The sequence below is a fragment of the Sulfitobacter sediminis genome (genome assembly GCF_040811725.1).
Classification (GTDB): Bacteria; Pseudomonadota; Alphaproteobacteria; order Rhodobacterales; family Rhodobacteraceae; genus Sulfitobacter; species Sulfitobacter sediminis.
In genome coordinates this window covers 197237-211499 of sequence record NZ_JBFNXX010000004.1, presented here as the reverse complement: position 1 = coordinate 211499, position 14263 = coordinate 197237, and the positions used below count along the sequence as shown (strand labels likewise).

The 14263-nt window shown below is 64.9% G+C and carries 12 protein-coding genes; 5 read left to right on the top strand and 7 right to left on the bottom strand.

Annotated elements, in window-relative coordinates; genetic code table 11:
- Nucleotides 1-2: 2 nt before the first annotated feature.
- On the bottom strand, nucleotides 3-788 hold the full coding sequence (locus AB2B41_RS07240) for an inositol monophosphatase family protein (RefSeq protein ID WP_367877095.1): 786 nt from the start codon (nucleotides 786-788) through the stop codon (nucleotides 3-5).
- 182 nt (nucleotides 789-970) lie between these two features.
- On the opposite strand from AB2B41_RS07240, the gene AB2B41_RS07235 reads away from it, so the two are divergent.
- A complete protein-coding gene (locus AB2B41_RS07235; RefSeq protein ID WP_367877094.1) occupies nucleotides 971-2011 on the top strand; it encodes an NADP-dependent oxidoreductase in 1041 nt (346 codons plus the stop codon).
- A 36-nt stretch (nucleotides 2012-2047) separates the two neighbouring features.
- Here the strand turns inward: AB2B41_RS07235 and AB2B41_RS07230 are convergent, their stop codons facing one another.
- Together AB2B41_RS07230 and AB2B41_RS07225 are read right to left on the bottom strand one after the other, a co-directional pair.
- Nucleotides 2048-2668, bottom strand: a complete 621-nt coding sequence (locus tag AB2B41_RS07230) for a hypothetical protein (protein ID WP_367877093.1) — start codon at nucleotides 2666-2668, stop codon at nucleotides 2048-2050.
- A gap of 2 nt (nucleotides 2669-2670) precedes the next feature.
- Complete coding sequence (locus AB2B41_RS07225) at nucleotides 2671-3576, bottom strand: LysR family transcriptional regulator (RefSeq protein ID WP_367877092.1); 906 nt, start codon at nucleotides 3574-3576, stop codon at nucleotides 2671-2673.
- 95 nt (nucleotides 3577-3671) lie between these two features.
- Here AB2B41_RS07225 and metF point away from each other — a divergent pair, with 95 nt between their 5' ends.
- Both metF and AB2B41_RS07215 read left to right on the top strand, forming a co-directional pair.
- A complete protein-coding gene (gene metF / locus AB2B41_RS07220; protein ID WP_367877091.1) occupies nucleotides 3672-4538 on the top strand; it encodes a methylenetetrahydrofolate reductase [NAD(P)H] in 867 nt (288 codons plus the stop codon).
- A gap of 65 nt (nucleotides 4539-4603) precedes the next feature.
- A complete protein-coding gene (locus AB2B41_RS07215) occupies nucleotides 4604-5086 on the top strand; it encodes a PaaI family thioesterase (protein WP_367877090.1) in 483 nt (160 codons plus the stop codon).
- Between the two features lie 11 nt (nucleotides 5087-5097).
- On the opposite strand, the gene AB2B41_RS07210 is transcribed toward AB2B41_RS07215, so the two are convergent.
- On the bottom strand, nucleotides 5098-6153 hold the full coding sequence (locus AB2B41_RS07210) for a DUF2235 domain-containing protein (RefSeq protein ID WP_367877089.1): 1056 nt from the start codon (nucleotides 6151-6153) through the stop codon (nucleotides 5098-5100).
- Complete coding sequence (locus AB2B41_RS07205; RefSeq protein ID WP_367877088.1) at nucleotides 6128-8425, bottom strand: xanthine dehydrogenase family protein molybdopterin-binding subunit; 2298 nt, start codon at nucleotides 8423-8425, stop codon at nucleotides 6128-6130. The genes AB2B41_RS07210 and AB2B41_RS07205 overlap by 26 nt, the downstream gene beginning before the upstream one ends.
- Nucleotides 8426-8708: 283 nt before the next feature.
- Here AB2B41_RS07205 and AB2B41_RS07200 point away from each other — a divergent pair, with 283 nt between their 5' ends.
- On the top strand, nucleotides 8709-11798 hold the full coding sequence (locus AB2B41_RS07200; RefSeq protein ID WP_367877087.1) for a valine--tRNA ligase: 3090 nt from the start codon (nucleotides 8709-8711) through the stop codon (nucleotides 11796-11798).
- A gap of 242 nt (nucleotides 11799-12040) precedes the next feature.
- Here AB2B41_RS07200 and AB2B41_RS07195 read toward each other — a convergent pair whose 3' ends face one another.
- Together AB2B41_RS07195 and AB2B41_RS07190 are read right to left on the bottom strand one after the other, a co-directional pair.
- The gene (locus AB2B41_RS07195; RefSeq protein WP_367877086.1) at nucleotides 12041-12820 is read right to left on the bottom strand and encodes a crotonase/enoyl-CoA hydratase family protein; all 780 of its coding nucleotides are present in this window, start codon (nucleotides 12818-12820) and stop codon (nucleotides 12041-12043) included.
- Nucleotides 12821-12891: 71 nt separating this feature from the next.
- The gene (locus tag AB2B41_RS07190) at nucleotides 12892-13089 is read right to left on the bottom strand and encodes a Tat pathway signal protein (protein WP_367877085.1); all 198 of its coding nucleotides are present in this window, start codon (nucleotides 13087-13089) and stop codon (nucleotides 12892-12894) included.
- Between the two features lie 65 nt (nucleotides 13090-13154).
- Here AB2B41_RS07190 and AB2B41_RS07185 point away from each other — a divergent pair, with 65 nt between their 5' ends.
- Nucleotides 13155-14258 carry a pyridoxal phosphate-dependent aminotransferase gene (locus tag AB2B41_RS07185; RefSeq protein ID WP_367877084.1) on the top strand — a complete coding sequence of 368 codons (1104 nt, stop codon included), beginning with the start codon at nucleotides 13155-13157 and terminating at the stop codon, nucleotides 14256-14258.
- The last annotated feature ends 5 nt before the right edge of the window (nucleotides 14259-14263 follow it).

The following is a 14263-nucleotide window of genomic DNA, read 5'->3' as shown; positions in this document are numbered from 1 at the left end:
GATCAGCCCCGGATCACCTTGGCAAAGCTGGCAAAGATCGGCTCGTTCGCGCAAACCACCTGCCCGTGCTCAAGAATGTCGCGCTCGGGATCAATAGGCTCAGCCAACCCGCCCGCCTCGCGCACGATGATCAGCCCCGCCGCCACGTCCCAGACGTTCAGCCGCCGCTCCCAGAAGCCGTCGTAGCGCCCCGCGCCCACGTAAGCCATGTCGAGCGCCGCCGCCCCCCAGCGCCGCACGCCAGCGCAGGCGGGCAACAGGCGGCCAAGCTCTTTCAACGTCTCCGGCAGGTCCGACCGCCCGCCAAAGGGCAGCCCGGTGGCAAAGATGCTCTCGATCATCTTGCTGCGCCCCGAGACGCGCAGACGGCTCTCGTTCATCCAGGCGCCGGCGCCCTTCTCGGCAAAGAACATCTCGTCCTTGGCCGGGTCAAAGACCACGCCCGCCACGACCTGCCCCTTGTGCTCAAGCGCAATCGACACCGCCCAGTGCGGCAGCCCGTGCAGGAAGTTCGTGGTCCCGTCCAGCGGATCGACGATCCAGCGCCGCGTCGGGTCCTGCCCGTCCTCGCCGCCACCCTCTTCGGCCAGCCAGCCATAGGTGGGCCGCGCGCCCATCAGTTCCTCCTTGAGGATCTTCTCGGCGGCCAGATCGGCCTTGGAGACGAAATCCCCCGCGCCCTTCATCGACACCTGCAGGTTCTCGACCTCGCGGAAGTCCTTGACCAGCGACCGGCCCGCCTTGCGCGCCGCCTTGATCATGATGTTGAGATTCGCGCTGCCAACCATGGGGGACCTCTTTGCCTCGATCAGATGCCCCCTTTAGGCCCCTTGCGCCCGGATGCCAAGGGTGGGCGGTGCGCCCACCTTACCGAACGCCCCCCGTAAGGTGGACGCCCCGTCCACCCCCCCTTGCCATTCCGCACCAATCCGTCAGTCTGGCGCGAAACAAACCCGAGGGGAGAGACACCATGACCGACAAAATGCAACAGATCGTGCTGGCCAGCCGCCCGGACGGCGCGCCGACCCATGACAACTTCCGGCTCGAGACCGCCGATATGCCCACGCCGGGCGACGGCGAAATCCTCGTCGCCGTGAGCCACATGTCGCTCGACCCCTATATGCGCGGCCGCATGGACGACGCGAAATCCTACGCCCAGCCGGTGCCCGTCGGCGGCAAGATGGAAGGTGGCGGTGTGGGCCAGGTCCTCGCCTCCAACTCCCCGCATTTCAAGGAGGGCGACCACGTCTTCGGCATGTTCGGCTGGGCCACTCACGCGGTGGCCGACGCCCGCATGTGCCGCAAGATCGACCCCAATCAGGCCCCGGTGACCACCGCCCTTGGTGTCCTTGGTATGCCCGGCTTCACCGGCTGGTACGGGTTCAATGAACTGGGCCGCCCGAAAAAGGGCGAAACCCTCGCCGTCGCCGCCGCCACCGGCCCCGTCGGCTCCATGGTGGGCCAGCTGGCCAAGGCCAAGGGCCTGCGCGCCGTGGGCATCGCGGGCGGGGCGGACAAATGCAAGCTCGCCGTCGAGGAATTCGGCTTTGACGCCTGCATCGACCACCGTGCCTACAAGACCGCCAGCGACCTGCGCGCCGCGCTGAAAGAGGCCGCGCCCGATGGCATCGACATCTATTTCGAGAACGTCGGCGGTAAGGTGCTCGAGGCCGCGATAACGCTGATGAACCCCCATGGCCGCATCCCGCTGTGCGGCATGATCGCCTGGTACAACGCAGGCGGCCTTGGGGCGAGTGCCGCGCAGGAGGGGCTGACCGCGCCGAAACTCTGGCGCACGATCCTCGTGAACTTCCTCTCCGTGAACGGCTTCATCATCTCCAACCACTGGGACCGCTTCCCCGACTTCGTGGCCGAGGTTGCCCCTATGATCGCCGATGGCCGCGTGAAATACGCCGAGGACATCACCGAGGGGCTCGAGAACGCGCCGCAGGCCTTCATGGACCTGCTGACGGGCGGCAACCACGGCAAGGCCATCGTCAAGGTCGGCTGACGCCATTCAGCGCCGGGCGCGTCCGCGCCCGGTGGCTCACCGCCCGATCGGCGCAAGTTCCATCCGCGCCACCCGTACCAGCGCCGCGCGCAGCACGTCCACGGGTACAGGCGGATTGCGCTTGGTTTTCGACAGATCGAAGGCCGCCACCCGGATGTGTTGCGACAGCTTGCCCAGCGTCCTGCCCGCCAGCGCCATCTTCAGAAAGATCACCTCGCCCTCTGCCGGACGGTCCTTGAGCGCACCGCAATAGACGATCATCAGCCGCTCGGTCTCTGACAGTACCCGGTCGAAAACCAGCGCCGCTTCCGTACAGCCGCGCCCCAGGGTCGACACCTGCAGGTTCACGAAATCCTGAAAATCGCCGTCCAGCGGGCTTTCGGCCACGAAAAGATAGCGTTGCGTCCAGTCTGCTGCATTTTCCCCCTTGGGAAAAGCTTCGATGACCAGAAAATCCACCCCGGCCTCGGTTTTCCCCTCCTGCCGAAGCACTTCACCGGTCTGCGCCAGATCGCCGCTGCGTGACCACGGGGGCGGCGCGAAGCGGGCGCTGAGCCAGGGCGTCAGCACCGTTACCTCCGGGCGATGCTGCGCGCCTGCTGCCGAAGCAGCTGAGAGCATCAGCGCCAGAGCGCCGATCACATGCCGCAAGCGCATCTTCACTGCGCCTGCAACTTGCGCGCTTCTTCCCCCGCGAGGGACAGAAGCTTTTTCATATAAGGTTTCTCCAGATCGTCGCTGCGCACCGCCGCGTAAAGCCGCCGGGTGATCCCCTGCTCTGTCAGGGGCCGTGTCACGTAGTCCGAGGAATATTTCACCTCTCGCACCACCCAGTCAGGCAGCACCGAGACCCCCCGGTTCGACGCCACCAGCAGCAGGATCACCGCCGTCAATTCCACCTGCCGGATCGCCGCAGGCTCCACCTTGGCCGGGATCAGCAACTGGCTGAACACATCCAGCCGCGTGCGTTCCACCGGGTAGGTGATCAGCGTCTCGCCCCGGAAATCCTGCGCTTCGACAAAGGGTTTGTCGGCCAGCGGATGCGCGCTCGCCGCGACAAAAACCGCCTGGTAATCAAAGAGTTCGACAAACTCGACCCCCGGCAGCTCCTCGGGGTCGGAGGAGACGACAAGGTCCACCTCCTCGCGCAGCAGCGCCGGTAAGGCATCGAAAGCGAGGCCCGGACGAATATCCACGTCGACATCCGGCCAGGCCCGCCGGAACTGCTCCAGCACCGGGAACAGCCATTCGAAACAGGCGTGGCACTCGATGGCGATATGCATCCGCCCCGTGCTGCCCTCGCGCAGGCCCGCGAATTCGTCCTGCAGGGCCTGCACCTGCGGCAAAACCTGCTGCGCCAGTTTCAGCAGACGCTGCCCGGCAGGCGACAGCTTCAACGGCTTCGAACGCCGCACGAAAAGCTCCACGCCCGCCTGATCCTCCAGCCCTTTGACCTGATGCGACAACGCCGATTGCGTGATGTTCATCTGCTCTGCCGCCCGCGCCAGCCCGCCTGCCTCGTGGATCGCCTGGATCGTCCGAAGATGACGAAATTCGATATGCATGTGAGGACATCCTCATATTAAAGATGAGATTTATGAGTTTGTCTCACATCGCCTCATATGAGACAAGGGGTGACTGAATTCGCAAAGGACCGACCATGTCAGCCCCCAAAGTTTCCTTCGAAGTCTTTCCGCCCCGCTCCGTGGATGCCGCGTTCAACCTTTGGGACACGGCACAGGCGTTGGCCCCGCTCGCCCCGCGTTTCTTCTCGGTCACCTACGGTGCCGGGGGCACCACGCGCGACTTGACCCATGATGCCGCACACGTGCTGCGCCGCACCTCGGGCCTGCCGGTTGCGGGCCACCTGACCTGCGTCGGTGCCAGCAAGGCCGAGACACTAGAAGTCGCCGAAAGCTTCGCGAAGATCGGCGTCACCGACATCGTCGCCCTGCGCGGCGATCCTCAGAACGGTGACACCACCTTCACCCCCCACCCCGAGGGTTTCGCCAACAGCTGCGAGCTGATCGAGGCGCTGGCCAAGACCGGCAAGTTCACCATCCGCGTCGGCGCCTACCCCGACAGCCACCCCGAAGCCGCCGACATGGCCGCCAATATCGAGTGGCTCAAGCGCAAGTTCGACGCCGGTGCGGACGAGGCGATCACCCAGTTCTTCTTCGAGGCCGACAGCTTCCTGCGCTTCCGCGATGCCTGTGCCGCGGCAGGCATCGACAAACCCGTCACACCCGGCATCCTGCCCATCGTGAACTGGAAATCGGCCCGCAACTTCGCCACCCGCTGCGGCACCCCGGTGCCCCAGTGGATCGACGACGCCTTCAAGACCGCCATCCGCGACGACCGCCACGACCTGCTGGCAACCGCGCTCTGCACCGAGATGTGCAGCAAGCTCATCGACGCGGGCGTCGAGAACCTGCATTTCTACACGCTCAACCGCGCGGAACTCACGCGCAACGTCTGCCGCGCCATCGGTGTCACGCCGCAGGTCGCGCTCGAGAACGTCGCGTAACTGCTTGCACTCGCAGGTCATTCGCCCCAGCATCCCGGCAGGATAACCCCTGCCGGAGATCGCCCATGCGCCGCCTTGCCACCAGCCCCGATGACCTTCTGACCCAGGCCGAAGTGCTGAAGCTCAGCGGGCTGGAATACATGCAATCCATGCTCGACGGCACCAACCCCGGCCCGCCCATCGGCGGCACCATGGGATACACCCTCCATTCGGTTGACGAAGGCCGCGTCGTCTTTCGCGGCACACCTGAATTCAACGTCACCAACCCCATGGGCACCGTCCATGGCGGCTGGTACGGCACCCTGCTCGACAGCGCTATGGCCTGCGCGGTGATGAGCCGCATCCCCCGCGGCTCGGTCTACACGACGCTTGAATACAAGGTGAACATCCTGCGCCCCATCCCGCTGGGTATGACCGTGGACTGTATCGGCGAGACGGATCACGTGGGCCGCTCTACCGGCGTCGCCCACGGCGAGATCAGGGGAGTCGAGGACGGCAAGCTCTATGCCACGGGCTCCACCACCTGCATCGTAATGAAGATCGCCTGACACCCGAAAGCTCAGCCCTCCGTGCCCGGGCTCCCCAAAAGCACCGCCCGCTCGCTTGCCGTCAGCTTCTCACGCGCCGCCATCCGCGTCTGCACGCTCTCGTGCAGCCGCTCCGACCGGTCCGCGCCGATGATCCGCTTCCTGCGGCTCATCAAGACCTTGCCGTGCCCCCGCCAGGTGCCGCGCACCGGGGCCATGGCGTCGCGCGGAAAGCGCGCCTCCCAGCCGTCGGGCAGCGGCAGGCCGGACTGCGCGGCGCAGTGCAGCATCCAGACCAGCGGGATATTCGCCAACGGCCGCGCCGCCTCGTAACCGCCCAGTTGGCCGCCCACATCTCCATGGGCACCCGGAAACCACACCTGTTCGATCCGGCCCGCAAAGGCGTCGTGACACTGCCAAAGCACCGGTTTGAACGCCACCCGCGTCTCGTCATGGGCCAGCGCGTGATAGCCGTGCTTCACGATGCTGCTGAGGTCATGGTTGTGAAACGCGTGCCGCGCCTCCGACAACCGCCACAGCAGCGGCGCGTTGATCCCCAGCGATTTCACCGTGTCCCAGACCCCGATCATGTCGATCTCGACCCGCTCGTGACAGCGGTGTTCGATAAAGGCGCGTGCGGTCGGGCTGAAGAGGGACAGTTCGTAATGCCGGTAGGCTTCGCGCACATTCTGGTGGGTCGTGTGCTCGGGTCGCAGAAGCCCCACGAGGTCGATCACCCCCGCCAGCGAGCGCACCGCATAGGCCCCGCGCGAATAGCCAAAGAGGAAAATCCGGTCCCCGGGCCGGTAGCGCGAAGCCAGCCAGCCGTAGGCGCGCCGGATCTGCCGATTGATCCCCTTGCCGGTGATCACATCCCTGATCGACCGCCAGTTGTCCCACTGAAGCCCCGGTTCGTAGTAAATCGACACGCTGCGCCCCACCTCGCGGAGCAGCATGTAGGTGCGCGCCGCATTGGTCTGGCACAGCGGCACGAGCGAGGACAGCGTGCCGTCAAGGATGATGACATGGGTGGTGGGCGGTCTCTCTCCGCCCGCCTTGCCGTTACTCGGTTGCGATCCGCTCCCCATGCATCATCTCCCACACACGGTGCGGCGTGAAAGGCATGTCGGCCTGCCGCACACCGTGCTCCCAAAGCGCATCCTGCACCGCATTCGCCACCGCCGCCAGCGCGCCGACGGTGCCCGCCTCGCCGCAGCCCTTCATGCCCATGATGTTGGCGGTCGAGGGTACGGGTTCGGAGGTAAAGGAAATGTAAGGAAGATCGGCCGCCCGCGGCAAGGCATAGTCCATGAAGGACGCGGTCAGAAGCTGACCGTCCTCGTCGTAGACCACCCGCTCCTGCACCGCCTGGCCCACGCCCTGCGCGACCCCGCCATGCACCTGCCCCTCGGCCAGCATCGGATTGATAAGATTGCCGAAATCGTCAACGACCGTGTAGCGGTCGGTGATCACGATACCGGTCTCGGGGTCGATCACCACCTCGGCCACATGGGCCCCGTTGGGGAAACTGCGCGCAGGCAGCGTCGCGCGTTCGTGATGGGTCAGAAGGTCCTCGCGCCCCTTTTCACGCGCCATCTCGGCCAATTCCAGCATCGTCGGCGTCAGGTTCGAGCCTTCTGCACGGAATCGCTCGTCGTCAAAGCTGATCTCCGAGGCGGGCACACCCATCTCTTCCGACAGAAAGGCGGTAAAGGCCTCCGTCATCTTGGCCACCGTCGCCAGCGTCGCGTTGTTCTGCGTCGTGACCGAGCGCGAGCCGCCGGTGCCTCCGCCCTGTGCAATCAGGTCCGAATCCCCCTGCACCACGGTGATCTTCTCAAGCGGAATGCCCGTCTGGTCGCTCAAGAACGCCGCATAGACCGTCTCGTGCCCCTGCCCGTTCGACTGGGTACCCACGTAGATCGACACGGTGCCATCGTCTTCGAACACCACCTTGGCCCCCTCCGACGGATCGCCCAGGATCGATTCGATGTAATAGCAAAGCCCCTGCCCCCGCAGCAGCCCGCGCCTGGCATCCGCCGCCTTGCGCGCCTCGAACCCGTCCCGGTCCGCCTCTGCCGCGGCCCGCGCGAGCACCTTGTTGAAATCGCCCACGTCATAGGTCTCGCCCGTCGACGTGGTATAGGGAAACTGATCGGGCTTGATGAAATTGATCCGGCGCAACTCCCAGGGATCGACCCCGAGCTCGCGCGCTGCCCGGTCGATCAGCCGTTCCAGCACATAGATCGCCTCGGGCCGCCCCGCACCGCGATAGGCATCGACCGGCACGGTGTTGGTATAGAACCCGTCGACCTGCAGCCATGTCGTCTGCACGTCGTAAACCCCCATCAGCACCCGGCTGAACAGCTGCGTCTGGATGAACTGCGCAAACTGGGAGTTATAGGCCCCGAGGTTGCACTTGCTCGTCACCCGGTAGGCGGTGATCCGTTTGTCCGCGTCAAAGGCAAACTCCGCCAAAGACGTCAGATCCCGCCCCTGGTTGTCGCTCAGCATCGCTTCCGTGCGCTCCGACATCCAGCGCACCGGCCGGTCCAGCACCCGCGCGGCCTGTGCCACGCAGAAATACTCGTTGTAGGTCATCGCCTTCATGCCGAACCCACCGCCGGTGTCGGGGTTCGTCACCCGCACCTCCTCGTCCTTGAGCCCAAACGCTTGTTTCAGAAAGCCCTTGTGCGCCCAGACCCCCTGCCCGTTGTTGGCCACATGCAGCTTGCCGTCGGTCCATTCCGCGTAGCAGCCGCGCGGCTCCATCGAATTGACGATGATGCGGTTGTCCTCTATCTCAAGTGCCACGGTCCGCGCGGCCGCATCAAAGGCCGCCTGCGTGGCCGCCGCGTCCCCCATGCCCCAGTCGAATGCCTTGTTGTCCGGCGCCTCGTCATGCAGCGTTTCGCCGCCCGCCGCCATGTCCATCTTGGCGGGCAATTCGTCGATATCCAGCATCACCAGCTCGGCCGCATCCCGCGCCTGCGCCAGCGTCTCAGCCACGATCATCGCCACCGGCTCGCCCACGTAGCGCACCCGGTCCTTGGCCAGCATCGGACGCATCGGGGCCGCCCCCTTGGACCCGTCGCGGTTGTCAACGACCATCCCCGCCAGCCCGATATTCATCCCCGCCGCTTCGAGATCGGCGCAGGTCAACACCAGATGCACCCCGTCGGCCTCCGCCGCGTCCGAAACGTCGAGCTCCGCAATCTCCCCATGCGCCACCGGCGAACGGAGGAAATAGGCATGGAGCGCGCCTTCGGGTGCAATGTCATCCACATACCGCCCTTCGCCGGTCAGGAACCGGACATCCTCGGTGCGCTTGACGGACTGGGATTTGCCGAATTTCTCCATGATGATCGCTCTTTTGCTGGGAATGACTTCTCTCCCAGACATAACCGCTGACCGCTCCATGTCCACCCCATCCGGACCGGCGCGCGCCGCCCCGACTTCATCTTTCCCATACAACTCCTGCACCCCGCCCGAAGGCGCACCGCCGCCAGCCGGTCAAGCACCCATACGGGACGGCGGGCGGGGCAATTCGCGCTTAAGCGCGAGAGCGCCGCACGCCCGGCCCTTTTCCTTCCCGCCAAGCTCCGCTAGATCACCCCCAATCCGCGACGAAGGAACGACGATCATGGCTCTGGACAAGACATTCAACGCGGCGCAAGCCGAAGCGCGCCTTTACGCCGCCTGGGAAGAGGCCGGTGCCTTCAAGGCCGGTGCCAATGCCAGCCGCGATGAGACCTTCTCGATCATGATCCCGCCGCCCAACGTCACGGGCGTGCTGCACATGGGCCATGCCTTCAACAACACACTCCAAGATATCCTGACCCGCTGGCACCGCATGCGCGGCTTCGACACGCTCTGGCAGCCCGGTCAGGACCACGCAGGCATCGCCACCCAGATGGTCGTCGAGCGTGAGCTTGCCCGCACCCAGCAACCCTCGCGCCGCGAACTGGGCCGCGAGGCGTTTCTGGAAAAAGTCTGGGAATGGAAGAAGCAATCGGGCGGCACCATCATCGAACAATTGAAGCGCCTCGGCGCCTCCTGCGACTGGTCGCGCAACGCCTTCACCATGTCCGGCGCCCCGGGCGCCCCCGAGGGCGAGGAAGGCAACTTCCACGACGCCGTCATCAAGGTCTTCGTGGACATGTACAACAAGGGGCTGATCTACCGCGGCAAGCGGCTGGTCAACTGGGACCCGCATTTCGAGACCGCGATCTCGGACCTCGAAGTCGAGAACATCGAAATCGACGGCCACATGTGGCACTTCAAATACCCGCTCGCGGGCGGGGCGACCTATACTTTCGTCGAGAAGGACGAGGACGGCAACGTGCTCTTCGAGGAAGAGCGCGACTATATCTCCATCGCCACCACGCGCCCCGAAACCATGCTGGGCGACGGCGCGGTTGCGGTTCATCCATCGGATGAGCGTTACGCGCCAATTATCGGAAAACTATGTGAAATACCTGTTGGCCCGAAAGAGCATCGCCGCCTGATCCCGATCATCACCGACGACTACCCCGACCCAAATTTCGGCTCGGGTGCCGTCAAGATCACCGGCGCGCATGACTTCAACGACTACGAGGTCGCCAAGCGCGGCAACATCCCGATGTACAACCTCATGGACACCAAGGGCGCCATGCGCGCCGATGGCCGTCCCTACGCCGAGGAAGCCGCCACCGCGCAGCGCATCGCGCGGGGCGAAGAGGACTTCGACGAGGCCAAGATCGCCGCGATGAACCTCGTTCCAGACGGCTACCGCGGGATGGACCGCTTCGAGGCGCGCAAGGCCGTCGTGGCCGACATCACCGCCGAGGGCCTCGCCGTGATGACACAGGCCCACGACCCGCGCCTTGGCAAGGCCGCGCAAAAGCCCATCGCCCCCGAAGAAGGCGGCGAGGCGCGCGAGGACACGCTTGTTCCCCTCGTCGAGGCCAAGAAGATCATGCAGCCCTTCGGCGACCGCTCCAAGGTGGTCATCGAGCCGATGCTGACCGACCAGTGGTTCGTCGACACCGCCAATATCGTCGGCCCCGCCATCGACGCCGTCCGCAACGGCGACACCGAGATCCTGCCCGAGCAGGACAAGAAAGTCTATTTCCACTGGCTGGAAAACATCGAGCCGTGGTGCATCTCCCGCCAACTTTGGTGGGGGCATCAGATACCGGTTTGGTTTGATGATTGGGGTAATGAGTTCTGCGCCGCGAGCGAGGCAGAAGCATTTGAGAAAGCCAGGCAATTTCACGCTGAAAGGAACCCAGACAAAGAGTTGGTAGTCAAGCCGACGCCAACCGCGATTTCTAATGTTGACAACGACGGTCGAGACCGTCCGGCAACCGCTTCTGTCGATGGGCTTGAGCCCGGAGTAATGGTCGTATTCCTAGGCCGCGACCCAGACGTCCTCGACACCTGGTTTTCCTCCGGTCTCTGGCCCATCGGCACCCTCGGCTGGCCCGAAAAGACGGAAGAGCTCAAGAAATACTTCCCCACCTCCGTCCTGATCACCGGCTTCGACATCATCTTCTTCTGGGTCGCCCGGATGATGATGATGCAATACGCCGTGGTGGGCGAACGTCCCTTCGACACCGTCTACGTCCACGCGCTGGTGCGTGACGAGAAGGGCAAGAAGATGTCAAAATCCCTCGGCAACGTCCTCGACCCGCTGGAACTGGTCGACGAATACGGCGCCGATGCCGTCCGCTTTACCCTGACCGCCATGGCCGCCATGGGCCGCGACCTGCGGCTCTCGACCCAGCGCATCGCGGGCTACCGGAATTTCGGCACCAAGCTGTGGAATGCCCACCGGTTCGCCGAGATGAACGGCGTCTTTGAGGCCGGCGGGGGGGTGTACGGGGGGTGTACCGGGGGTGTACCCAAGGTGCAGCCCGCTGCAGCCCTCAACAAGTGGATCATCGGAGAGACCGCCCGCGTCCGCGAAGAGGTCGACGCGGCGCTGGAAAACTTCCGCTTCAACGACGCCGCGAGCGCGCTTTATGCCTTCGTCTGGGGCAAGGTCTGCGACTGGTACGTGGAACTGTCGAAACCCCTCCTGCAAGAGGGCGCGCCCGAGGCCGAAGAGACCCGCCAGACCATGCGCTGGGTGCTCGACCAATGCCTGATCCTGCTCCATCCCATCATGCCCTTCATCACCGAAGAACTCTGGCAAACCACTGGAAAACGGGAGAAAATGCTGGTCCATGCCGACTGGCCGACCTATACCACCGACGCGCTTCTGGACGCCGACGCGGACCGCGAGCTCAACTGGGTGATCGGCCTGATCGAGAACATCCGTTCGGCGCGCGCACAAATGCACGTGCCCGCCGGTCTGCATGTTCCGATGATGGTCACCGGCATGGACGAGGCCGCCCAATCCGCCTGGGACCGCAACGAGGCGATGATCAAGCGCCTCGCCCGCGTGGAAAGCCTTGAAAAGGTTGACGGATTTCCGAAAGCCACGGTGTCCATCGCCGCTCCGGGTACCACCTTCGGCCTGCCACTCGAAGGGTTGATCGACATTGACGAGGAGAAGGCGCGCTTGCAGAAGTCTCTGGACAAATTGTCCAAGGAAATCGGTGGCTTGAAGGGACGTCTTAACAACCCGAAGTTCCGCGAGTCGGCCCCCGAGGACGTGGTCGCGGAGGCCGAGGCGAACCTCGAGGCCCGGCAGGAGGAAGCCGACCAGCTTCAGGCGGCACTCGACCGTCTTTCCGAGGTGGCGTGATCCTAAGGACGCGCTGCGCGCGACGCTTTTGGCTTGGGGGAGGCTGCACCCCGAGCCACGGTGCCCGGCGTCGCTTTGGTGGTTAAAGTATTGATCTTGCTGAGAAGGTGTTCAGGGCGCAATGCGTCCTGAACGACCTTTCCCAAGGGTGATGGGCGAGTCGGACCGGCCTCAAGGACACGCCGCGCAAGCGCGGTGCCTTCGGCATCCTTGACCCCGCTCCGAATCGCGGGGCCTGGGTTTCACGCCGTCCGCTTGCCCATTTCCTTGGCGATCACAGCCAATTGGTCGGGCTTTCCGATCAGCTTGGCCTGTATCTCCGACTCCGCCTCCAGCACGTCGACCTCGTTCTTGCTCTCGGCAATTCCGATCAGCCGCTTGGCCGCGCGGATGGCCGAGGGGCTCTTGTCGGCGATGGTCTCGGCCAGTTTCGTGGCGGATTCCAGGGGGTTATCGGCCACTTCTGTGATCAGACCCCAGGCCAGCGCCTGTTCGGTCTCGACCTGCTCGGCGGTGTAGGTCAGCCGCCGCAGCACGTCCGAACGCACCAGTTTGGGCAAGAGCACCATGCCGCCCATGTCAGGCACGATGCCCCATTTCATCTCCATCACTGCGAACCGCGTGCCGGGGGCCGCGATGCGGATGTCGGCCCCCAGCGCCAGCTGGATGCCCGCGCCAAAGCAGACGCCGTGGACGGCGGCGATGACGGGCACCTCCATCCGGTGCCAGATCATCGCGACCTCCTGCCACTTGTTGGTGGAGCCGTGACCGTGGGTGCGCGGCATCAGCGCCTCGTTCGGGTCCTTACCCATCATGCCCGACAGCCCGGTGATGTCGATGCCCGCGCAGAACGCGCGCCCCTCGCCCGAGAGCACCACGGCGCGGGCGTCAGACTCGGCCACCTCCTGACCGGCGGCGATGATCGCGGCGATCATCTCGTCATCGACGGCGTTCATCTTGTCCGCCCGGGTGAGCGTGACGAAGGCGATGTTGTTCTCGTAGGTGACGGAAACGCGGGCCATGTGATCCTCCTGTGCCTTTGCGGCAGTTGAGCGCAAATGCGGGGGAGAGGCCAGAGAAACGTCAGGGCATTTCAGGGTACCAGGCGGTCGATGGCGCGCATCATGCCGAGGCTCTTGTCGTAGACCAGTGTCAGGATGCGCCGCGCGGGGGGCTTCGCGGCGATTTGCGGCAGAGTGCGGACGGTGGCGGCGGCGGCAGAGGCCGCGATGAAGCTGCGGCGGGTGAGCTTGGGCATGGGGGTTCCGGCCTTGTTGCGAGTGGTTCTCATGTAAGTCTCACGGGGCGTTCTGACAAGGCTTGCCGAGGGCGCGGGGCGCGCCTATCACAGCAGCCATGACAGAGTATCGTTTTACCTCACTTGCCAAATCCCTGCCCGCCACGGTGCCTTTCGTCGGTCCCGAGGCGCAGGAGCGCGCCATGGACCGTGTTTTCGACGCCCGTCTTGGCGCGAACGAGAACGTCTTTGGTCCCTCGCCTGCCGCGCAGGCGGCCATCGCGGCGACAGGGCACTGGATGTACGGCGATCCGGAGTCCTATGACCTGCGCACGGCGCTTGCCGCGCACCATGGGACGACCATGGAGCATATCGTCGTCGGTGAAGGGATCGACGGGCTTCTGGGGTATCTCGTGCGGCTGTTCGTGGCCGAGGGCAATGCGGTGGTGACATCGGACGGGGCCTATCCGACGTTCAACTACCATGTCGCAGGCTTTGGCGGGACGCTCCACAAGGTGCCCTACCGGGACGATCACGAAGACCCGGAGGCGCTGTTCGCGAAGGCGGCGGAGGTGGGGGCGAAGCTTGTCTACCTCGCCAACCCGGACAATCCCATGGGGTCGTGGCACGAAGGCGCGGCGCTTGCGAAAACGATGGACCGACTGCCCGAGGGTACGGTGCTGGTGCTGGATGAGGCCTATGTGGATACGGCACCCGAAGGCACGGCCTTGCCGCTGAACTGGGACGATCCACGTGTGATCAGGATGCGCACGTTTTCTAAGGCCTACGGGCTGGCGGGGGCGCGTGTCGGCTATGCGCTTGGCGCGCCGGAGCTGATCTCGGCTTTCAACAAGGTGCGGAACCACTTCGGGATGAACCGCTCGGCCCAGGCGGGAGCGCTGGCGGCGCTGGGGGATCAGGCATGGCTGCGCGAGACAGTGGGCAAGGTTGCCGCCGCGCGGGACCGGATTGCAGAGATCGCCCAAGCGAACGGCCTCACGCCCCTGCCCTCGGCGGCGAACTTCGTGGCCATCGACTGCGGGCGCGACGCGGTCTTTGCCAAGGCGGTGATCGATGGGCTTGTGTCGCGTGGCATCTTCGTGCGGATGCCCTTCGCCGCCCCGCAGAACCGGTGCATCCGGGTGAGCTGTGGCACGGCAGAGCAGCTTGACGCCTTTGCGGCCGCCCTGCCCAAGGCACTGGCGGACGCAAAAAGAAGCTGACGGCC

What these genes read in the sequence shown, in the direction of transcription:
- AB2B41_RS07240 (WP_367877095.1), bottom strand. Translation starts at nt 788, where the DNA reads ATGGTTGGCAGCGCGAATCTCAACATCATGATCAAGGCGGCGCGCAAG.
- AB2B41_RS07210 (WP_367877089.1), bottom strand. Translation starts at nt 6,153, where the DNA reads ATGGGGAGCGGATCGCAACCGAGTAACGGCAAGGCGGGCGGAGAGAGA.
- AB2B41_RS07195 (WP_367877086.1), bottom strand. Translation starts at nt 12,820, where the DNA reads ATGGCCCGCGTTTCCGTCACCTACGAGAACAACATCGCCTTCGTCACG.
- AB2B41_RS07225 (WP_367877092.1), bottom strand. Translation starts at nt 3,576, where the DNA reads ATGCATATCGAATTTCGTCATCTTCGGACGATCCAGGCGATCCACGAG.
- AB2B41_RS07215 (WP_367877090.1), top strand. Translation starts at nt 4,604, where the DNA reads ATGCGCCGCCTTGCCACCAGCCCCGATGACCTTCTGACCCAGGCCGAA.
- AB2B41_RS07205 (WP_367877088.1), bottom strand. Translation starts at nt 8,425, where the DNA reads ATGGAGAAATTCGGCAAATCCCAGTCCGTCAAGCGCACCGAGGATGTC.
- AB2B41_RS07235 (WP_367877094.1), top strand. Translation starts at nt 971, where the DNA reads ATGACCGACAAAATGCAACAGATCGTGCTGGCCAGCCGCCCGGACGGC.
- AB2B41_RS07200 (WP_367877087.1), top strand. Translation starts at nt 8,709, where the DNA reads ATGGCTCTGGACAAGACATTCAACGCGGCGCAAGCCGAAGCGCGCCTT.
- AB2B41_RS07185 (WP_367877084.1), top strand. Translation starts at nt 13,155, where the DNA reads ATGACAGAGTATCGTTTTACCTCACTTGCCAAATCCCTGCCCGCCACG.
- AB2B41_RS07230 (WP_367877093.1), bottom strand. Translation starts at nt 2,668, where the DNA reads ATGCGCTTGCGGCATGTGATCGGCGCTCTGGCGCTGATGCTCTCAGCT.
- AB2B41_RS07190 (WP_367877085.1), bottom strand. Translation starts at nt 13,089, where the DNA reads ATGAGAACCACTCGCAACAAGGCCGGAACCCCCATGCCCAAGCTCACC.
- metF (WP_367877091.1), top strand. Translation starts at nt 3,672, where the DNA reads ATGTCAGCCCCCAAAGTTTCCTTCGAAGTCTTTCCGCCCCGCTCCGTG.